Genomic DNA, 19,807 nt, shown 5'->3' with positions numbered 1-19,807 from the left:
CAGTATGAAAGGTATTATATTAGCTGGAGGGTCGGGAACGCGTTTGCACCCTATTACTCGCGGTATTTCTAAACAGTTATTGCCTATCTACGATAAGCCGATGATTTACTACCCGCTTTCAGTTTTGATGTTAGCGGGAGTTCGTGAGATTTTAATTATCTCTACCCCTGACGACTTGCCGATGTTTAAACGTTTATTAGGGGATGGCCATGAGTTTGGGATTGAGCTGAGCTATGCGGAACAGCCATCACCAGACGGCCTTGCGCAAGCGTTTATCATTGGTGAAGAGTTCATTAATGGTGATTCATGCTGCTTAGTATTGGGCGACAATATCTTTTTCGGCCATTCATTTAGCCCAAAATTAAAATCTGTTGCTAAACGAGTAAATGGCGCAACCGTTTTTGGTTACCAAGTGATGGACCCTGAGCGCTTTGGTGTTGTGGAATTTGACGATAATTTTAAAGTACTGTCTATTGAAGAAAAACCGCTTAAACCTAAATCCAATTGGGCGGTGACAGGGTTGTATTTCTATGATTCACAAGTGGTTGAATTTGCAAAACAAGTTAAACCTTCTGAACGCGGTGAATTAGAAATTACGTCAATTAACCAAATGTATTTAGAACGTGGTGAATTAAACGTTGAATTGCTCGGTCGTGGCTTTGCTTGGTTGGATACAGGCACTCACGATAGCCTCATTGAGGCGGGTACTTTTGTACAAACCGTTGAAAAACGCCAAGGCTTCAAAGTGGCTTGTTTAGAAGAAATAGCATGGCGTAATGGCTGGTTGACAGACGAACAAGTCGCTTTTTCAGCGCAACAGCTGAAAAAAACAGGTTATGGGCAATATTTAGAGGATTTATTACGTGTCCGTCCGCGCCAGTATTGAGAGCTTGCCATGGGAGAGCGAATTTTTTCATCGCTCAACAGCAAAGTTGAATTTTACAGGGGATAACCTCGAAACTCTCCTTGCTTATCAAATGGATGAATACAATATAGTGCAAGCAAAAGTCGCAGCGTCTGAAACGCAGCTGATTGATGATTTAGCTGGTATGGGGTTTTCATTTGTTGAAGGTGAAATCGATTTCGCTCTTACTATTGGCACAGAAAATGCTTATTTAAAGGCTGGTTTAACAGCGGAAGACCACGTTATTGTTGCACAAGTGGATGATATCCCTACGTTGCGGCAAGCCGCTGAGTCTGTCTTTAGCAAAAGCCGCTTTAGAGCACCTTGGTACCGTGATGGTGATAGCGGGCAGTTTTATGCGTTGTGGATAGAAAAATCAGTTCTGGGTACGTTTGACCACACTTGTTTACTGGTTAAAGATGCGTCTGGTGCGGTATTGGGCTTCGTGAGTTTGCGGCACCTTGATGCAGAAACGGCACGGGTTGGCCTACTAGCGAAAATGCCAGAAGCGAAAGGGCAAGGTGTGGGGCGTAAGTTGATGTCAGCAGCATTTAATTGGTGTGTGGAACACCAAAAAAGACAGTTAAATGTGGCCACGCAAATCAGTAATGTTGCGGCATTAAATCTTTATTCACGTAGCGGTGCAGCAATTGCCAGTACCGCCTATTGGTTATACAGGGGACAACATGATTCCATTTAATAAACCACCCGTTGTAGGTACTGAATTAGAGTATATGAGACAAGCCATGGAAAGTGGCAAACTGTGTGGTGACGGTGGCTTCACGAAACGTTGTGAAGAATGGATGGAAAAACGATTTAATTGCCCAAAAGTGCAGTTAACGCCATCTTGTACGGCCTCATTAGAAATGGCAGCGATCCTGATTGATACTAAGCCAGGTGATGAAATTATCATGCCAAGCTTTACTTTTGTATCAACCTCTAACGCATTCGTATTACGTGGCGCTAAAATCGTGTTTGTTGATATCCGTCCGGATACCATGAATATCGATGAAACTAAAATTGAAGCTGCAATCACTGAGCGCACACGTGCCATCGTTCCTGTCCACTATGCAGGTGTTGCTTGCGAAATGGACACCATCATGGCTATCGCAAAAAAACACAATTTATTCGTGATTGAAGATGCGGCGCAAGGTGTGATGTCGACGTATAAAGGCAAAGCACTGGGGACTATCGGCCACATTGGCTGCTATAGCTTCCATGAAACTAAAAACTACTCTTCAGGCGGTGAAGGTGGAGCTACGCTTATCAATGATAAAGACCTGATTAGCCGTGCCGAAGTGATCCGTGAAAAAGGGACAAACCGTAGCCAATTTTTCCGTGGTCAAGTCGATAAATACACGTGGCGTGATATCGGCTCAAGCTACTTGTTGTCTGATTTGCAAGCGGCTTACTTATGGGCGCAGTTAGAAGAAGCAGACAAAATTAATGACCGCCGTTTACTACTATGGAAACGTTATGATGAAGCGTTGCAGCCACTGGTTGATGCAGGGCGTTTAGTCCTAGCAACTGTGCCGGAAGGCTTAAAACATAATGCTCATATGTTCTATATCAAACTCAAAGATATCGAAGAGCGTACTGAATTCAACGATTACATGAAATCTCATGGTATTTTGACGGTATTCCACTACGTTGCATTGCACACGAGCCCTGCAGGTATTGAGTTTGGCCGTTTCCATGGTGAAGATAAATACACGACATCAGAAAGTGACCGCTTAGTGCGTTTACCGATGTTCTACAACATGACTGATGACGAGCAGCAGACAGTCATTGAGCGAATCAAAGCGTTCTTTGCCTAATGTCTCTCGCTAAAGCATCGGTTTGGACTGCTGGGTCTACCCTGATTAAAATCGGGGTGGGCCTGTTAATTGTTAAATTATTTGCAGTCTCATTTGGCCCCAGCGGTGTGGGGCTGGCGGGTAACTTCCGCCAATTGATTACTGTACTAGGGGTATTATCAGGTGCAGGAATTTTCAATGGCGTCACAAAATATGTAGCAGAGCACCACCAAGACTCACAAAAATTACGTGCAGTACTGGGAACTTCATCGACGATTATTCTTGGGTTTTCAGCGCTACTTGCGCTTATCTTTTTGCTTTGCAGTGCGCCAATCAGCATGGCGTTATTTGATAGCGAAAAATACAGTTCGGTTATTCAAATTGTTGCCTTAATTCAAATGGGTATCGCGTATGCGAACTATTTTTTGGCTATTTTGAAGGGTTACCGAGACGCATCAGCAAACGCATTAGCCATTATTTTTGGTAGTGTAATTGGTGTAATTGCTTATTATTTATGCTATCTAGTTGGCGGGTATGAAGGTGCATTAGCAGGGTTAGCATTAGTCCCTGCGCTAGTGGTACTGCCTGCGGCTGGGATGATAATTAAACGCAAGCAATTTGCGTTATCGTCATTGAAGCCAGCATGGGACAAAGCGATTGCGACTAATTTAGGCAAATTTACGGTCATGGCGATGCTAACCGCAGTCACACTGCCAGTCGCTTATATCATGATGCGAAATCTGCTCGCCCAAACCTATAGTTGGGATGAAGTGGGGTTATGGACCGGTGTGACCACCATTTCAGATGCCTATTTGCAGTTTATTACCGCGACATTTTCAGTGTATTTATTGCCGACGCTATCGCGTTTGCAGCATAAAAATGAAATTTCCGCAGAGATTGTTAAGGCATTGAAATTTGTTTTACCTGCCGTTGCCGTTGTGAGTTTTACGGTTTGGTTACTACGTGATTTTGCGATTTGGTTGCTGTTCTCAAAAGAATTTACCGGAATGAGAGACCTGTTTGCATGGCAGCTAGTCGGTGATGTATTGAAAGTGGGGGCGTACGTATTTGGCTATTTGGTCATTGCCAAAGCCGCATTGCGTTTTTATGTCCTCACTGAAGTTAGTCAGTTTATATTATTAACGGGCTTTGCGCATTGGCTTATCCCTGAACATGGTGCAGTAGGCGCAACTCAGGCTTATATGGCCACTTATATTGTCTATTTTACTTTATGTTGTTGCGTATTTTTGATTTACCGTAGGCGAGCATGACAACCTTAATACATGTACTGGGATCGAATCTCCCACACCACAACCAGACGGTACTGACGTTTTTTAATGACGTCATTTGCCAAGAAATGGCTCCGTCATCAAAGCCGCATTTTATGGTGGTAAGCGATGATGCGCAGCTTGCTGACGCTTATCCTCAGCTAAAAATAGATGTTTTTGCGAATAAACAGGCCATTGCTAATAGTGTTATACAGCGTGCCAAGGCAGACCGCCGTACTCGCTTTTTCTTTCATGGGCAATTTAACGCCCCTATTTGGCTAGCACTATTATTTGGGCAAATTAAATCCCACCAGTTTTGGTGGCATATATGGGGAGCTGACCTCTATGAAGAGTCTAGCGCTCTAAAATTTAAGTTATTCTATATTTTGCGTCGTTTAGCGCAGAAAAAAGTAGGGCATGTGTGTGCAACACGTGGGGATTTGTGCTATTTCCACCAGTCGAACCCTAAAGTGCCTGCGTCAGTGTTGTATTTCCCAACACGAATGGACCCTGCATTGACAATAAGCGAGCCTAAGGTACGTGAAGGCTCTCAATTGACTATTTTACTGGGTAACTCAGGTGACCGTTCTAATCGCCATGTAGAGGCTCTGAGTGCGATTAAACAGCAATTTGGTGATGAGGTTAAGGTTATTGTCCCTATGGGCTATCCTGCCAATAACCAAAGTTATATCCAACAAGTTGAACAGGCTGCGAGTAGTGAGTTTACCTCAGGGCAAGTGGAAATCCTGAAAGAGCGCATGGAATTTAGCGAGTACCTTAATTTGCTCAAAACCTGTGACCTTGGCTATTTTATTTTTAATCGCCAGCAAGGTGTTGGCACCGTTTGTTTGCTAATCCAATTTGGCATTCCATTTGTAATTAGCCGTCAAAATACCTTTTGGCAGGATTTAACTGCTCAAAATGTCCCAGTCTTTTTCTATGGTGACAACCTGACGACACCGCTAGTGGATGAAGCTCAGCGCCAAATGAGCCTATTAGATAAACACCATATTGAATTTTTTGCTCCCAACTTTATTGAGGGCTGGAAAGCCGTTCTCAGTGCCGTGGAGGAGCGAGCATGACGCTGACGGAATTGGGCGGCTTAGCACTGGTCTACCTGATATCAATTATTTTTATTGGTACTTTGTTATACAAAGAGTTTTTACGGGCTCGGTTTAACTTCAATATTTTCTTTTCCATGCTGTATTTATTGACGTTTTACTTTGGTTTCCCATTAACCTGCGCGTTAGTTTTTCAATTTGATGTTGCCGTTGTGAAGGCTGATTATTTACTTTACGCTCAACTAGCAGCGACTAGTTTTTATGCGATTTATTATGTTGCCTATAAAACTCGACTTTCTAGGCAACCAGACGCACCACGGCGTGCGTTGTTTAGCATGAACAAAGTGGAAACGAATCTAACCTGTCTGTTATTGATACTGGTTGCAGTCGTGACAGTAGGTATCTTTTTCATGCAGAACGGTTTTTTGCTATTTAAGCTAAAATCCTATAGCCAAATTTTCTCCAGCCAGGTTTCTGGCGTGGCATTAAAACGCTTTTTCTATTTCTTCATACCGGCAATGTTGATTGTTTATTTCTTGCGACCAACACAGAAACGCTGGATTTTCTTCCTCGTTAGTACCGTCGCATTTGGTTTCTTGACCTATGTTATTGTCGGAGGAACGAGAGCGAACATCATCATTGCTTTCGCACTCTTCTTATTTATTGGGATTGTCAGAGGTTGGATTACGCTGTGGATGCTAGCCGCGGCTGGGGTCGCCAGTATTGTAGGAATGTTCTGGTTAGCCTTAAAACGCTATGGCTTAGATGTCAGTGGTGCTGAAGCATATTACACTTTCTTGTATTTAACGCGGGATACATTCTCCCCGTGGGAAAACTTAGCATTACTACTAAGCCATTATGATGAGATGGATTTTCAAGGTCTAGCTCCGATTATCCGTGACTTTTATGTTTTCATTCCTTCTTGGGTTTGGCCTGAACGCCCAGACGCGGTATTGAACTCTGCCAATTATTTTACGTGGGAAGTACTGAACAACCATTCTGGGCTGGCAATTTCTCCAACACTGATTGGTTCATTGGTGGTGATGGGCGGAGTGATTTTTATACCCCTCGGAGCTATAGTTGTGGGGCTTATCATCAAATGGTTTGATTGGATCTATGGCATGAGCCTGAAAGAACCAAATCGCTATAAGGCAGCCATTATGCAGGCATTTTGTTTTGGCGCCATTTTCAACATTATTGTTTTGGCTCGTGAAGGCGTGGATTCTTTCGTCTCACGGGTGGTTTTCTTCTGCTTAATATTCGGACTGTGTCTGGTGTTAGCAAAATTACTGTATTGGTTATTTGAAAGTGCAGGGCTTATTCGCACAAAAACAGCTTCTTTTTTAAGAAGCCAACAGCGTGAAAGCCGCTAAAGGAGTATCATGGAATCGTCATCAACTCAGTCTTCATCCGTTACACAGTCATCTATTCCACAATATAGTATTCGTGGTCATAATATTTGGGGTTTTAAAAATATGGCCCATTTTTTAGACTATTTATTTGCTGGTGGAGAAACAAAAACGGGAACACTTGTTGCGATTAATGCAGAAAAAGTGATGATCGCTGAACAAGATACGGCTTTAAATACATTACTAGGCCAAGCTGAATATTTATATGCTGACGGAATTAGTATTGTCCGTGCTATCCGTCGTAAATACCCACAAGCTGAAGTTTCTCGTGTCGCTGGTGCTGACTTATGGGAAGGGCTAATGGAAAGGGCCGGTAAAGAAGGCACGCCAGTTTTCTTAGTGGGTGGTAAACCCGAGATTCTAGAGCAAACAGAAAGCAAACTACGCTCGCAGTGGAATGTGAACATTGTTGGCTCGCAAAACGGCTATTTTACCGCTGAAGACCGAAGCGCATTATTCGAACGTATTCGCGCAAGTGGCGCTAAAATTGTCACCGTTGCGATGGGGTCGCCGAAACAAGAAATTTTTATGCGGGATTGCCGAAGTGTGTATCCAGATGCGTTATATATGGGTGTTGGTGGGACTTATGATGTGTTTACAGGGCATGTTAAACGCGCCCCGAAAGTGTGGCAAAACTTAGGTCTAGAATGGTTATATCGCTTATTATCTCAACCTTCCCGTATTACTCGACAGTTTAAATTACTGAAATTTTTAGGCTACTATTACGGTGGTAAGCTGTAGTTTTTGTAGTAGTTTGATTTATATTGTTATTTTCAATGAATTTAACTCACTGTAAGTAGGCTTAACAGGCTTACTTACAGTTCGCACGGTTCCGAATAGCTGGTCTCTTCCTTCAAATATTTCTATAATCCCTCAAAAATAAGTATATTCGCATCAGTTTGTGCTCAATCTTGCGGCTATGGCATTTTTTTAATCGCCTAATTGATACTTTTCGAATAATTGCAGTGATTATTACTAACTGAGTTTCAATTAAAACTGCATTTTAATTATCTAATTTTGACAGGGGTATGTATGGGAAATCCACAGCAGGGGCTTCAACGTGGGTTAGAAGCGCGCCATATCGAGCTTATCGCGCTCGGGGGAACCATTGGCGTTGGTTTATTTATGGGGTCGGCCAGTACGCTGAAATGGGCGGGGCCTTCGGTTTTACTGGCATATATCATCGCCGGGATTTTTGTTTTCTTCATTATGCGTTCAATGGGGGAAATGCTATTTCTTGAGCCTGTAACGGGTTCTTTTGCTTCATTTGGTTATAAATACTTAAGTCCGTTTTGGGGGTGCCTGACTGCTTGGGGCTACTGGTTTATGTGGGTGGCTGTTGGTATTTCAGAGATCACTGCGATTGGTGTATATGCCGAATATTGGTTCCCTGATATGCCTCAATGGATTTTTGCCATTATCGCGGTGGTATTAGTGGCATTAGCGAACTTAGCCGCTGTACGGCTGTATGGCGAGCTTGAGTTTTGGTTTGCCATGATCAAAGTCACTACGATTGTGGTGATGATTTTAATTGGTTTAGGGCTGATTTTTTTTGGTCTGGGTAATAACTTTGAGCCGATTGGGCTTGCGAATCTCACTGAACATGGTGGTTTCTTTGCCGGGGGCTGGAAAGGCTTTTTATTTGCTTTGTGTATCGTTGTGGCCTCTTATCAAGGGGTTGAGCTGGTTGGGATCACCGCGGGTGAAGCGAAAAATCCGCAAGTCACGTTAAAAAAAGCGATCAATAATATTTTATGGCGCATATTAATTTTTTATGTAGGTGCTATTTTTATTGTTGTGACGCTATTTCCGTGGACGGAAGTGGGTTCACAAGGTAGCCCGTTTGTCCTTACCTTTGCGAAAGTGGGAATTGTGTCCGCAGCGGCGGTAATTAACTTTGTGGTGTTAACTGCGGCGTTATCTGGTTGCAATAGTGGCATGTATAGTGGCGGGCGCATGCTGTACGCTTTAGCACAAAATAAACAATTGCCTCGCTCATTATTGAAATTAACAAAAAATGGCGTACCGGCACGTTGCGTGGGCTTTACTATCCTATGCTTAGTCGCGGGATCAAGCTTGAATTACATTATACCGAATCCAGAGAAAGTCTTTGTTTATGTCTATAGTGCGAGTGTGTTACCAGGAATGGTGCCTTGGCTGGTGTTATTGACTAGCCAAATCCGTTTTCGTCAACAAAACAAAGAAAAACTTGTAGGGCATCCTTTCAAATCGATTCTTTTTCCATGGGTTAACTATGCGACCTTGCTCTTTTTAGCCTGCGTCTTGATTGGAATGGCGATTAACCCAGATACTCGCTTATCTTTAATCGTTGGAGCCATCTTCTTAGGAGGTGTTTCTCTCCTTTATTTCATCATTCGCCTGTTCAATAACCGTAACGGAAAAGTTTAACGGCGGGGTTTTGATAGATTTTTATTAGGTGCATAGCGAAAAAGAGGGTAAATATGCTCTCTTTCTCAACGAAATGGATAAAAGGCAAGCAATCGATATTTTTATTTCAAAAAGGACTAGACAGCGGGAGGATAAATCCGTACTATCCTCTCCCGCAACGGCGTTAAGCGCCCGTAGCTCAGCTGGATAGAGCGCTGCCCTCCGGAGGCAGAGGTCTCAGGTTCGAATCCTGTCGGGCGCACCAGTTTTAGCGCTTCGCTACGGTTGGCAAAATGACGTTGTATGTAGTAATATAGCAACGCTTTGAAAAAAGTGAAGTTATGGTGGCTATAGCTCAGTTGGTAGAGCCCTGGATTGTGATTCCAGTTGTCGTGGGTTCGAGTCCCATTAGCCACCCCATTTTTTTGTGACATTGCGAGGGTGGCGGAATTGGTAGACGCGCTAGCTTCAGGTGTTAGTGTCCTATGGACGTGGGGGTTCAAGTCCCCCCTTTCGCACCACGAAGAAATGTAATAGTACTATTCACTATTAATAAGTACTACAAAAATTTCGGCGAGTAGCGCAGCTTGGTAGCGCAACTGGTTTGGGACCAGTGGGTCGGAGGTTCGAATCCTCTCTCGCCGACCAATTTAAAGAAACCCGTCTTAATCGACGGGTTTTTTGCGTTTTATACTCTTCACTCTTCACACTTCAAACCGTAGCGTTATTGGCTTCGTTCATCTACCCAAATCACATACTTATTCGTACTCATCGGAATATCTTTACTTGCCACTTAGCCATAACTTGAATTGCTTAGAGTATACTCGGGGGCGTTTCTTCAACGAATGACAGGGGTATGGTTAATTGCTTGTTTTTATTTGTAATTTAGCAGCTTATCTTACTTGTGTCGTAAAATAGATACAACCCATCATATCAATGTCGTCAAAAGGTGACACTTTACTAGTTGATTTATAAGGAAATATAAATAACTGTTTTATGATGTCTCTAAACTGCGACAAAATAGAGTGGTAAGTTTCGGGCAACATATTAGTGAATTTTTTAAAGATAGAGCGGTTTACTACCAAGAAGAAAAATAGTTGTGTAAAACCGAGGGATAGGAAAGAAACCAAAAGAGTGAGCTAAAAAAATACCGTTTTAAAAAAGTTGGCACGTATTGTGCATTATTGTATATGTAGATGCTCATCTCACTTCTTATGACAGCGAAGCTTCATAAACCCAGAGATGACGCAAAGCCGATTATCGGTGCCTATTGTCCACTTTAGATGATCAAGAGCTCATCCTCTTACCATCAACGAACGGGCGAAACGTTGAGTGAGGCACCATCCGTCTGTAGACCTGATTGTATTTTACACCTGCCTTGTGCAGGTGTTTTTTTTTGTCTGTACAAAACACTTAGCCCCCTAGAAAATGACTAAGAGGCTGAAAATAAGATAGCTATTAGCTTCTACCTTTACTAAACCATTTACTGAACCAGCGAGTAATATAGGTATAGCAGAGGATAATGAATGTAATAATGAAAATGTCTTTACTAAGATCTTCGGTATTAAAACCAATAATCATAATAAAAACAAAAGGTGATAATACTAACAGCAGAAGATCAAAGAATATTTGTAAACGGTTTGGGGTTGCAATAATCCAGCGCCAAATAGTTTTAATTACATTCATATCGATATCCCTAATTCATGCAAAGCAAAGATGTATATAAAGCTTTATACACTATGTGTTTATTTTATAACATAGCGAAGTGTGTTTTCCTTATCCTTAAATAATGATTATTGATTAAACATTGAATTATTTACCTGCAATGTTGCCAATTATAAACCTCATATTTTCCTTTTATGATGATTTAATACGATTAACGCGATGTATTTAAATTGTTTTTACGTTTTTATTGGGGAAGGTCAGATTAGTCGCCGTTAAGCTTATGAATAAAAAAACTCCACCAAAATGAGTGGAGTTTTTAGATGAGGCCAAACAAGAATATTATTTCCGTTCTTGTTTTAATGAATGGTTTAATGCATCTTGGCGAATTTTTGCGGCATCGCTAGGCTTATGCTGCCGGTCAAAAGCATCAGCTAACCATGATGCATCTTGTACATCAAAACGTTGAGCTAAAGCGGCTTTAAAGTAATTTTCAGCTTTGTCCCATTGGGCATGCTGTAGCGATAAAACGCCTAATGTACTGTTAAGTAACGGGGTGGCACCGTTCTGCTTCTGCAGATGTAAAAGGGTTTTTTCTATAACTTCAGGGCGTTCGCTATTCAGTTTTGGCACCAACAGGATCAAGCGTTCATCATATTGCTGTTTTAAACCGTCAATAATCATTTTTTCTGCACTTGCAGTATCGCCACATTCAATCAAATGCTCTGCTAAGAAAGCTTGCAATGCGGTTTCATGTCGAACTCGGCGAGGTTGTGCTTTCCACCAAGCTTTTAGCCCATCACTACCTCCTTCAGCCATATATTGGTTCATCAACCCTTTGTAAGCCTTTAATTTCAATGCATCGAGCTCATCTTCATTGTGTAACTGTACTTTAGCCATGACAGGAAGTAATTCAATCAGCGACTGATAGGCGCCTGAGCGTAAGTAAGCTTGTTCTGCTAGGCGCAGCACCTCAGGGTGCCTTGGAGCTTTGTCGAGAAGTTTATCAATGCCATTACGGGCAGCATGGACTTCTCCTTCCGCTAATTGGATACGGACACGGCTGATATCAACGGGGAGCTGGTCACTTCCTGCGGCTTCGGCAGCTCTATCCAAGTATTGGTGAGTGCGATATTCATCACCACGCTGTTGAGCAGCTTCGGCTGCCATGAGGTAGTTAATAACCGGCTGTTGAGAAAAATCAGCATGTTTGCTCATTAATTTTTCAACTTGCTCGAAATCACCTTCTGCTAATTTCAGCAGCGCTTTTTGTGTTTGGGTATGTGCTTTGTGGTATTTACGACCACTTACCCAACCTCGGGTACGTGATGTCGTGCTGATAAAGCGGCGGTAGCACCAACCAAGGAATAACAGCACAAACTGGAGCAAGATAAAGCCCAAAACGAGGCTGGTTACACTGGTCGTAATGTCATAATTATCTGTACGGATAAAAACATAACCTTGGTGACCCGCTAATAATGGGCCTAAGATTATCCCTGCAATAAGTACTATAAATAGGATCAAGACTTTTATCATAATTACCCCCTATTACCAGCAGGGTCTGCTGATTCAAAAGGGTGTGCATTGTCAGCTGACTCCGCTTTTTGCGTATCCGTGGCGGGAACTGCGGCATCTGCTGCGGCTTCTGTTGGCGCTTCAGTTGCATCCGCTGCGGCATCAACGGCACCATCGCTAACTTTTGCATTGTCAGACGACTGAGAAAGTAAGCTACGAACCCGTGTTTGCATGATTTTTTCTAGCTTTTCTTGGCTTTCTAAAGTATCAGGCATATCAATATCAATCGGCTGATTGATTAGGTCATCAATGGTTGATAGAAAAGCTTTAGTTTCAGGCGCCTCAGTATCAAAATAGGCTCTTACCCAAGTCGAAGCCTGCTCTAATGACTGTTTGTAAGTGGCTTCTTGATAACGTGGCACGGCTTGTGCTGCGATTAATAGTTGAGAGCGAATGTTTTCTCGTAGATAAATATCCTGATTTGGAGCTAAAAGCGGGGCTTCTGAGCCATCACGAGCGCGTACGGTGACGAAGTCATTTGCGAAACTTTTCCAGCTACGAGCCAAATTTTGTTTCCAATCCGAAATATCCTCGCTGACATCCGCGTTATCTTCATTTTTCGCATCGCCGCTGTTTAAATCCGCTAAACGTAAGTTGTCCACTTCATTACTGAGCTGGTTTAAACGTAAGATAATACCGTCATAGTCAATTTGATTGATTGCGGCTAATTTAGCCATATCACTGTTAATTGATTTACGAATGTCGAGTAGGCTCGGGTCATTCATTTCGGCTAAACTTGAGTCAGCACTTTTTAATAGAACCGCTGCGGTCACAGGGTCGCGATCATTCCACAGCTTTCTTCCCGCCATTTTAACCATAAAGTCAGCTTGTGCGAGAAGCCAACTTTTAACATCAGCGCTGGATAATGCCGTGACGTGCGCTTGTAGCTCTTGCATGCGACGGTTGAGATTCTCTTCATATTCACGAGAATGGCTTTTTATTTCAGTATTAGCCGCAACTAAAGCGTTTAACCGTTGCCTGTCTGAATTTTGCTGTTCGATTAAATCACTTAATTTTTGTTTTAATTCATTGTTTTCATTTACTAAAGTGGCAGTGCTTTGTTGGGTGAAATAGTATAATCCGCCACCAATAGCGATGATAATAGCAATAGCAATTACACCGCCTATTAGACCAGAACGTTTTTGCTCCGAAGAAGGTTTAGTTTTTGGGCGCTGTTGTTCTGCACCAGCTTCTGGGGTAACCGTCTCGGTTGTTTTATCGTGTTCCGTCATAAATTAGCATCCCATATCGATTGAAATTAATGCTTCTAATAAAGCATTATTATCTGCGCTATTAGCTACACAGACCTTTTGCCATCCGCCTCTGCGGGCTTGGTCTGCAATCCGTTCACTGACGACAAGTAGGCGGCGGGAAAACCACCAAGTTTGGTATTCTTCAGTGATTAATTCGTCTAACAAGGCTAACATTTGACCACTCGTGATCACAACATCTGTAATACCCGTTTGAAACCATTGCTGATTGAACAGGGCTCTATCATAGTAAACAGGATGCCTTGTATAACATTCACAATAGCTGACTTTTGCGCCCCTAGCCCTTAATGTTGATGCGAGAAGCTCTCGTCCGCCATTTCCTCGTAATAATAGAGCGTTTTTCCCTTCGAGAAATTGAAGTTCAGGGTGTGTCAGTAGTACTTCACTGGTTTCACCTTGTTCAGCCCAACTTATGTTTTTTCCTGTTACTTGTTGAAAATACTGCCCTGTAGAGCGGCCAATTCCATAGTAAGATAACTTATCTGACCAGCTACGCGCCATTTGTTCAAGTGTTAAATTTGCATATTCGACTGCATTTTTAGATAAAAGAAAGACTAAATCATTCGCAGTAAGGCTATCAAGTTGAGGTATAAGGGTATTTAACTCAGAGCCAGGCCCAATGCGAATTAAAGGAGAGGAGAAGGCTTCCCCCCCTTTGGCGGTGATTGCTGTGATCAGCTCCGAACCTGCTGGTTCAGGGCGAGTGACAAGCACCTTCATGCAGGCGGGTTTCCTTGGTAAACATCCGCCAGAATTTCCCTTGCACCACGCTCAAGTAATTCTTCAGCCAATGATACACCCGCTTGATTAGCTTCACTCGGAGAAACGAGTCGTTCCCCTCGAATAATCACACTACCGTCTGGCGCTCCTACCAAGGCCCGTAGCCATATTTTGTCATCTTGCCAAATAGCGTAACTGCCAATCGGAACTTGGCAACCGCCTTCAAGGCGCATATTCATTGCTCGTTCAGCCAGAACACAGGTTGATGTTGAGTCATTATTGAGTTTCGCGAGTAATTCGCGGGTTTTACTATCATTTAAACGGCATTCGATACCGACAGCACCTTGGCCAACTGCAGGTAAGCATTGCTCAGGTGCAAGAGCCGTTTTAATTCGAGTGTCTAACTCCAAGCGTTTTAACCCAGCAACGGCTAAAATAATGGCATCATATTCACCGTTATCTAATTTTGATAGGCGTGTACCTACGTTACCACGTAAGTCGCGAATGACTAAATCAGGGCGGAGTTCCCTTAATTGGCATTGACGACGTAAACTCGATGTTCCGACGATACTGCCTTTTGGCAATGCATCAAGATTATCGTAGTGGTTTGAGACAAAGGCATCTCGAGGGTCTTCACGTTCACAAATCGTGACTAATCCTAAGCCTTCAGGGAATTCAACAGGGACATCTTTCATCGAGTGAACGGCAATGTCTGCGCGTCCTTCCAACAAGGCAAGTTCTAATTCTTTGACGAATAAACCTTTCCCGCCGACCTTAGCAAGAGGGGTATCAAGAATGATGTCGCCTTTTGTCACCATAGGCACTAATTCAACCTGTAAGCCCGGGTGAAGCTGCTCTAATTTATCTTTGACAAAGTGCGCTTGCCATAGGGCTAAAGGGCTTTTGCGCGTCGCAATACGCACGATATTTGTTGATGTCATTTTACTGTTTTCTCTGGCTAAGAGTGCCGCAGATTAACCATACAATTGGCATTAGTTTTAACATGTTAAGGATATTTTTTCCAGCTGGGTGCAAAACCGCGCTCTGAATTGTTTATAGCCGATTTACTTTTTCTACCATGATGCAAGAAAGTGATTCAAAATGAGATGACCTAGAATAGCTATTAAGCAATTTCTTTAGCTTATCGTGCTATTTTTTGTGTGGAACAATCTGTGTTTTCTATTAATTCGTGTTGAAGCGTGTAAGCACAGACGCTGTGCGTATTGTACTTAATATCGTTTGGTTTTGCTGTTTTACTAAACAACAGAGTAAAAAGAAATTATTCCATTGAAAAACAAGGGATATTTTACAGATTAAAAAATAAAAAGCCTTTTTATACAATATGTTGAAAAGCATTTTGTATCAAAAATAAGCGCGTAAAATTATGTGATCTACTTTACCCTTTTGATGCAAGGTGTTAAATTGATCACGTTTCCGACAATCCATTTGAAAATTATTTTAAATCTATCTCTATCTGTTGGGTGCTGGGAAATTCTCAGGTTTGTATTACTTTCATTCAATCAGGCGTAACCTTTGTATCTCTATATTGAAACCTTAAAACAAAGACTGGATGCAATAAACCAATTACGGTTAGAACGTGCAACAGCTTCTATGAGTGAAACCTTCTCGAAGGTTTATAGCTTGCTGCCTGTCTTGTTTCATTATCATCATCCCATGATGCCTGGTTTTATTGAAGGTAATGTCCCTCATGGTGTCTGCTTTTTCTCTCCTGATGCAGAGCAAAAAAAATGGTTGGCACCTTTTGAACGTTTTTTACCCGCGATTGAAACTGAAGCGAACGGTGAATTACCGATTACAGGCATTTATTCGATGGGTAGCACTTCATCTGTTGGGCAAAGCCAGTGTTCAGATATCGACGTTTGGGTTTGTCATCCGTCTTGGTTGGACCACGAAGAAAAACGTTTTTTGCAAAAAAAATGCACCTTAATTGAACAGTGGGCAGCATCTTTAGGGATTGATGTCACTGTGTTTTTAATCGATGAAAATCGTTTTCGCCATCATGCCAGTGGGCATATTGGTGGGGAAAACTGTGGTTCAACGCAACACATCCTATTGTTAGATGAATTTTATCGAACCGCTGTACGTATGGCGGGTAAACGTTTGCTGTGGACCATGGTGCCGGTTGAAGAAGAGCAGCATTACGATGAATATGTTATGGGGTTATATGCACAAGGAGTGCTAACACCGAACGAATGGCTTGATTTAGGCGGGTTAAGTGAGCTTTCTGCCGCGGAATATTTCGGTGCAAGCCTATGGCAGTTGTATAAAAGTGTTGATTCCCCTTATAAAGCGGTATTGAAGAGTATTTTGCTGGAATCCTATTCATGGGATTACCCTAACGGTAAATTATTAGCCATGGAGTTTAAGCGTCATTTACATGCAGGCGAAATTGTGTGTTATGGCTTGGACTCATACTGCTTAATGTTAGAGCGTGTGACACGTTACCTGACTGAAATTAATGATTTAACCCGTCTTGACCTTATCCGCCGTTGTTTCTACCTGAAAGTATGCGAAAAACTATCTGAAGAAGAGGGGAATACTTGCGCAGGTTGGCGCCGTGATGTGTTGTCTCAATTGGTTGAATCATGGGGGTGGGGATCAGAGCGTTTGTCGATACTCGATACACGCAATCAATGGAAAATTGAGCGTGTCCGTGAAGCACATAACGAGTTACTTGATACGATGATGCAAAGCTATCGTAACCTCATTCGCTTTGCCCGTAGAAATAATTTAAGTGTTAGTGCAAGCCCACAAGATATTGGAGTATTAACCCGTAAATTATATGCGGCTTTCGAAGCTCTCCCGGGTAAGGTGACGTTAGTTAATCCACAAATCTCACCTGATTTGAGCGAAGCGCATTTAACCTTTATTTATGTGCCAGAGGGGCGAGCTAACCGTAGCGGCTGGTATTTGTATAACCAAGCGCCAAATATTGATGCCATTATTGGCCATCAACCTCTTGAATATAACCGCTATTTAAATAAATTAGTGGCATGGGCTTATTTTAATGGTTTGCTGACTGAAACCACCCAGGTTTACATGCATAATGGGAAATCCCAGTGTGATGAACGAAAATTGCTTGAACTGATGCACGATGTTTCAAGCCATTTCCCTATCAGGTTACCAGCCCCAACGCCAAAAGCGCTTTATAGTCCATGTGAAATTCGCCATCTTGCAATCATTGTTAACTTAGAAAAAGATCCAACACAGGTATATTCTGAGCAAGTTGTCCATGTTGATTTTAGAAAACTGGATATTTTCAGTTTTGGAGAATCACAACAGTGCCTGATTGGTAGTATTGATTTGTTGTATCGTAATTCGTGGAATGAGGTAAGAACGCTACATTTCAGCGGAGAACAGTGCATGTTAGAAGCACTTAAAACCATTTTAGGAAAAATGCATCAAGATGCATCGCCTCCTGAAGCGGTTGAGGTGTTTTGTTATAGTGAGCACTTACGTGGGTTGATCCGTACTCGTGTACAACAGTTGGTATCTGAGTGTGTTGAATTGCGTTTGTCAAGTAACCGAAATGACCCTGGGCGTTTTAAAGCATTGCGTATCGCGGGGCAGACGTGGGGGTTATTCTTTGAGCGTCTGAACGTATCGGTACAAAAACTTGAGAATGCGGTTGAGTTCTACGGGGCTATCTCCCATAACAAACTACATGGCTGGCCCGTTAAACTTCAGGCGAAGAGTGATAACCATTTACCTGCAGTTGTTGATGGCTATGCGAGTGAAGGGATTGTACAGTTTTTCTTTGAAAATACGGCAGATAATACCGGTTTTAATATTTATGTTTTAGATGAGGCGAATCGGGTTGAAATTTATTCTCACTGTGAGGGGTCGAAAGAAGATCTTGTTCGTGACGTGAGTAAATTCTATTCTTCTTCCCATGACCGGTTTACCTATGGCGCAAACTTTATCAATTTCAATTTACCGCAATTTTACCAAATCATTAATCAAGATGGTAAAAATCAAGTTGTTGCATTTTCCGGGGCAACATGGCCATTCACAGCGGAAGAAGATGATGACGTTGGGTATGAAGTGCATTCGAACCAATCACCGCACCCACAAGCGCACTATTATTGATATTAATGGCAGGCAGTATAGCGTGCTGCCCACCTTCGAAACTTGTAATGCTTAAAATGAAAAGGGCTCTTGGCTTTGAAAGGCAATTGCCTCGGCTAATTTAGCTTTAAATTCATGCCCAGAGCGGTCACAAACCCAATTACCTTGTTGATAATCATAATGGTACCCACCCTGTTTAGTCGCTAGCCATATTTGGTGGAATGCTTCTTGCTTGTTGATAATAATTTTACTGCCATCTTCAAAGCTAAGAGTCATCACACCCCCATTGATTTCACAATCAATATCGGCATCACCCTCATAATTATCTAAATGCTCTTCGATGGTGCTCAGTAGCGTTTCTGCTAGCTGATGAAATTCGCTGTCATTCACGATTAATTTCCTGTTTGCTCACAATGGGTTAATTGAAATTATTATTGTTAGCTGAAATTATAGGAGGGAATCTGCATCAGGGTCAATCTAAGCATACCCACTAAAAACTTCAGACTAAATTTAGCCTAAAGTATATAATATCAGCATGCTAGATAAACAGGCGTGATTTGCAAGGCCACTCCTGTTATTGTGTAAATTATCAGATGTCAAAAGTGAGCAATACGGGCGAAAAAGAATGAAAAAAAGTTTAATTGGGCTTAGTGCACTAGTTGTTTTATTTACCCTTTCTGGCTGTGGCTTAAAAGGCCCGTTGTATTTTCCGCCGGAAGAAACTGCAGCACCGGCTAAGGCATCTGATGTGCAACCTACCGCACAAGACAGCACTGCCAAAGAGCCTGCTCAAACAACAAATAATCAGTAAGCCACCTCTATGGAGCGTGAAATGCAATTTTCTAAAATGCATGGCTTAGGCAATGACTTCATGGTTGTCGATGGCGTTACACAAAATGTATATTTTTCGCCTGAATTGATTTGTCGGTTAGCGGATAGACACACAGGAGTTGGGTTCGATCAACTACTATTGGTTGAAGCACCTTATGACCCTGACCTTGACTTCCATTATCGTATTTTTAATGCAGATGGTAGTGAAGTTGCACAATGTGGCAATGGTGCGCGTTGTTTTGCTCGTTTTGTCAGGCTTAAAGGTTTAACGAATAAGCAAAAAATCAAAGTCAGTACTCAGTCCGGCCGTATGACATTAACCATAAATGAGAATGATGATGTCTGCGTTAATATGGGCGTGCCTGATTTTGAACCACAGAGAGTGCCATTTCGCGCAGTTAAAGAAGAAAAAACCTATATTATTCGAGCACAAGAACGTACAGTTCTGTGTGGGGTGGTCTCAATGGGTAACCCGCATTGTGTCATTCAAGTTGAAAGTATTCATACGGCAGAAGTCGAAGTTTTAGGTCCCGCTTTAGAAAATCATGAGCGCTTTCCAGAACGTGCCAATATTGGCTTTATGGAAATTATCAGTGCTGACCACATCCGCTTGCGCGTTTATGAACGTGGGGCTGGGGAAACTCAAGCTTGTGGTAGCGGGGCATGCGCCGCTGTCGCGGTTGGAATTAGTCAAGGATTACTGGCGAAGCGGGTCAAAGTTGATTTACCAGGGGGCTCATTAGATATTTCCTGGGAAGGCCCTGGGGCGCCACTTTATATGACAGGCCCTGCAACGCATGTTTATGACGGAGTCATTCAACTATAATTTTGAA

Annotated in this window: 17 protein-coding genes and 4 tRNA genes; 15 read left to right on the top strand and 6 right to left on the bottom strand. The window is 42.4% G+C overall.

The window, feature by feature from the left end:
- Positions 1 to 4 precede the first annotated feature (4 nt).
- The 12 genes from rfbA to PR725_RS03520 all read left to right on the top strand — a co-directional run bounded on the left by rfbA (position 5) and on the right by PR725_RS03520 (position 9,474).
- Positions 5 to 886, top strand: a complete 882-nt coding sequence (gene rfbA, locus PR725_RS03575; protein ID WP_109912165.1) for a glucose-1-phosphate thymidylyltransferase RfbA — start codon at positions 5 to 7, stop codon at positions 884 to 886.
- The gene (rffC, locus tag PR725_RS03570) at positions 864 to 1,604 is read left to right on the top strand and encodes a dTDP-4-amino-4,6-dideoxy-D-galactose acyltransferase (RefSeq protein ID WP_109912164.1); all 741 of its coding nucleotides are present in this window, start codon (positions 864 to 866) and stop codon (positions 1,602 to 1,604) included. Before rfbA ends, rffC begins: the two co-directional genes overlap by 23 nt.
- On the top strand, positions 1,591 to 2,721 hold the full coding sequence (gene rffA / locus PR725_RS03565) for a dTDP-4-amino-4,6-dideoxygalactose transaminase (protein ID WP_004907307.1): 1,131 nt from the start codon (positions 1,591 to 1,593) through the stop codon (positions 2,719 to 2,721). The genes rffC and rffA overlap by 14 nt, the downstream gene beginning before the upstream one ends.
- On the top strand, positions 2,721 to 3,971 hold the full coding sequence (gene wzxE, locus PR725_RS03560) for a lipid III flippase WzxE (RefSeq protein WP_004907309.1): 1,251 nt from the start codon (positions 2,721 to 2,723) through the stop codon (positions 3,969 to 3,971). Before rffA ends, wzxE begins: the two co-directional genes overlap by 1 nt.
- On the top strand, positions 3,968 to 5,050 hold the full coding sequence (locus PR725_RS03555; protein WP_004907311.1) for a TDP-N-acetylfucosamine:lipid II N-acetylfucosaminyltransferase: 1,083 nt from the start codon (positions 3,968 to 3,970) through the stop codon (positions 5,048 to 5,050). Before wzxE ends, PR725_RS03555 begins: the two co-directional genes overlap by 4 nt.
- Entirely contained in the window at positions 5,047 to 6,402 is a 1,356-nt protein-coding gene (gene wzyE / locus PR725_RS03550; protein WP_272567597.1) for an ECA oligosaccharide polymerase, read from the top strand. Before PR725_RS03555 ends, wzyE begins: the two co-directional genes overlap by 4 nt.
- 9 nt (positions 6,403 to 6,411) lie before the next feature.
- Complete coding sequence (wecG, locus tag PR725_RS03545; RefSeq protein ID WP_109912161.1) at positions 6,412 to 7,179, top strand: lipopolysaccharide N-acetylmannosaminouronosyltransferase; 768 nt, start codon at positions 6,412 to 6,414, stop codon at positions 7,177 to 7,179.
- 291 nt (positions 7,180 to 7,470) lie between these two features.
- Entirely contained in the window at positions 7,471 to 8,847 is a 1,377-nt protein-coding gene (thrP, locus tag PR725_RS03540) for a bifunctional threonine/serine APC transporter ThrP (RefSeq protein WP_117162654.1), read from the top strand.
- Positions 8,848 to 9,014: 167 nt separating this feature from the next.
- A tRNA-Arg gene (locus tag PR725_RS03535) sits at positions 9,015 to 9,091 on the top strand.
- 79 nt (positions 9,092 to 9,170) lie between these two features.
- A tRNA-His gene (locus PR725_RS03530) sits at positions 9,171 to 9,246 on the top strand.
- Positions 9,247 to 9,261: 15 nt separating this feature from the next.
- Positions 9,262 to 9,347: transfer RNA gene (locus PR725_RS03525), tRNA-Leu, on the top strand.
- 50 nt (positions 9,348 to 9,397) lie between these two features.
- Positions 9,398 to 9,474, top strand: a tRNA-Pro gene (locus tag PR725_RS03520).
- Positions 9,475 to 10,284: 810 nt separating this feature from the next.
- Here PR725_RS03520 and PR725_RS03515 read toward each other — a convergent pair.
- From PR725_RS03515 to hemC, 5 genes are all read right to left on the bottom strand, one after another.
- Positions 10,285 to 10,512: a hypothetical protein gene (locus PR725_RS03515; protein WP_004906084.1), complete on the bottom strand. Its 228-nt coding sequence runs from the start codon at positions 10,510 to 10,512 to the stop codon at positions 10,285 to 10,287.
- A gap of 318 nt (positions 10,513 to 10,830) precedes the next feature.
- Positions 10,831 to 12,024 (bottom strand): protoheme IX biogenesis protein HemY, encoded by a 1,194-nt coding sequence (gene hemY / locus PR725_RS03510; RefSeq protein ID WP_004907317.1) that lies wholly within the window; start codon positions 12,022 to 12,024, stop codon positions 10,831 to 10,833.
- Between the two features lie 2 nt (positions 12,025 to 12,026).
- Positions 12,027 to 13,295 (bottom strand): uroporphyrinogen-III C-methyltransferase, encoded by a 1,269-nt coding sequence (hemX, locus tag PR725_RS03505; RefSeq protein ID WP_109912159.1) that lies wholly within the window; start codon positions 13,293 to 13,295, stop codon positions 12,027 to 12,029.
- A 3-nt stretch (positions 13,296 to 13,298) separates the two neighbouring features.
- Complete coding sequence (locus PR725_RS03500; protein WP_109912158.1) at positions 13,299 to 14,054, bottom strand: uroporphyrinogen-III synthase; 756 nt, start codon at positions 14,052 to 14,054, stop codon at positions 13,299 to 13,301.
- A complete protein-coding gene (gene hemC, locus PR725_RS03495; protein ID WP_004907329.1) occupies positions 14,051 to 14,995 on the bottom strand; it encodes a hydroxymethylbilane synthase in 945 nt (314 codons plus the stop codon). The genes PR725_RS03500 and hemC overlap by 4 nt, the downstream gene beginning before the upstream one ends.
- A gap of 592 nt (positions 14,996 to 15,587) precedes the next feature.
- Here hemC and PR725_RS03490 point away from each other — a divergent pair.
- Positions 15,588 to 18,164: a class I adenylate cyclase gene (locus tag PR725_RS03490; protein WP_004907332.1), complete on the top strand. Its 2,577-nt coding sequence runs from the start codon at positions 15,588 to 15,590 to the stop codon at positions 18,162 to 18,164.
- Between the two features lie 51 nt (positions 18,165 to 18,215).
- Here the strand turns inward: PR725_RS03490 and cyaY are convergent, their stop codons facing one another.
- Complete coding sequence (gene cyaY / locus PR725_RS03485) at positions 18,216 to 18,533, bottom strand: iron donor protein CyaY (protein WP_004907335.1); 318 nt, start codon at positions 18,531 to 18,533, stop codon at positions 18,216 to 18,218.
- Between the two features lie 235 nt (positions 18,534 to 18,768).
- Between cyaY and lptM the strand changes: the two genes are divergently transcribed.
- A complete protein-coding gene (gene lptM / locus PR725_RS03480) occupies positions 18,769 to 18,954 on the top strand; it encodes an LPS translocon maturation chaperone LptM (RefSeq protein WP_004906065.1) in 186 nt (61 codons plus the stop codon).
- Positions 18,955 to 18,975: 21 nt separating this feature from the next.
- A complete protein-coding gene (gene dapF / locus PR725_RS03475; RefSeq protein WP_004907339.1) occupies positions 18,976 to 19,800 on the top strand; it encodes a diaminopimelate epimerase in 825 nt (274 codons plus the stop codon).
- Positions 19,801 to 19,807: the final 7 nt, after the last annotated feature.

Source organism: Providencia sp. PROV255, assembly GCF_028478065.1.
Taxonomy (GTDB): domain Bacteria; phylum Pseudomonadota; class Gammaproteobacteria; order Enterobacterales; family Enterobacteriaceae; genus Providencia; species Providencia rettgeri.
Note: the sequence above shows the minus strand (reverse complement) of the source record. Positions and strands in the feature narration are given on the sequence as shown.

Coding starts and splice junctions, on each gene's coding strand:
- PR725_RS03555 (WP_004907311.1), top strand. CDS start 3,968: ATGACAACCTTAATACATGTACTGGGATCGAATCTCCCACACCACAAC.
- wzyE (WP_272567597.1), top strand. CDS start 5,047: ATGACGCTGACGGAATTGGGCGGCTTAGCACTGGTCTACCTGATATCA.
- thrP (WP_117162654.1), top strand. CDS start 7,471: ATGGGAAATCCACAGCAGGGGCTTCAACGTGGGTTAGAAGCGCGCCAT.
- hemC (WP_004907329.1), bottom strand. CDS start 14,995: ATGACATCAACAAATATCGTGCGTATTGCGACGCGCAAAAGCCCTTTA.
- hemY (WP_004907317.1), bottom strand. CDS start 12,024: ATGATAAAAGTCTTGATCCTATTTATAGTACTTATTGCAGGGATAATC.
- dapF (WP_004907339.1), top strand. CDS start 18,976: ATGCAATTTTCTAAAATGCATGGCTTAGGCAATGACTTCATGGTTGTC.
- wzxE (WP_004907309.1), top strand. CDS start 2,721: ATGTCTCTCGCTAAAGCATCGGTTTGGACTGCTGGGTCTACCCTGATT.
- wecG (WP_109912161.1), top strand. CDS start 6,412: ATGGAATCGTCATCAACTCAGTCTTCATCCGTTACACAGTCATCTATT.
- PR725_RS03515 (WP_004906084.1), bottom strand. CDS start 10,512: ATGAATGTAATTAAAACTATTTGGCGCTGGATTATTGCAACCCCAAAC.
- lptM (WP_004906065.1), top strand. CDS start 18,769: ATGAAAAAAAGTTTAATTGGGCTTAGTGCACTAGTTGTTTTATTTACC.
- rfbA (WP_109912165.1), top strand. CDS start 5: ATGAAAGGTATTATATTAGCTGGAGGGTCGGGAACGCGTTTGCACCCT.
- rffA (WP_004907307.1), top strand. CDS start 1,591: ATGATTCCATTTAATAAACCACCCGTTGTAGGTACTGAATTAGAGTAT.
- PR725_RS03500 (WP_109912158.1), bottom strand. CDS start 14,054: ATGAAGGTGCTTGTCACTCGCCCTGAACCAGCAGGTTCGGAGCTGATC.
- hemX (WP_109912159.1), bottom strand. CDS start 13,295: ATGACGGAACACGATAAAACAACCGAGACGGTTACCCCAGAAGCTGGT.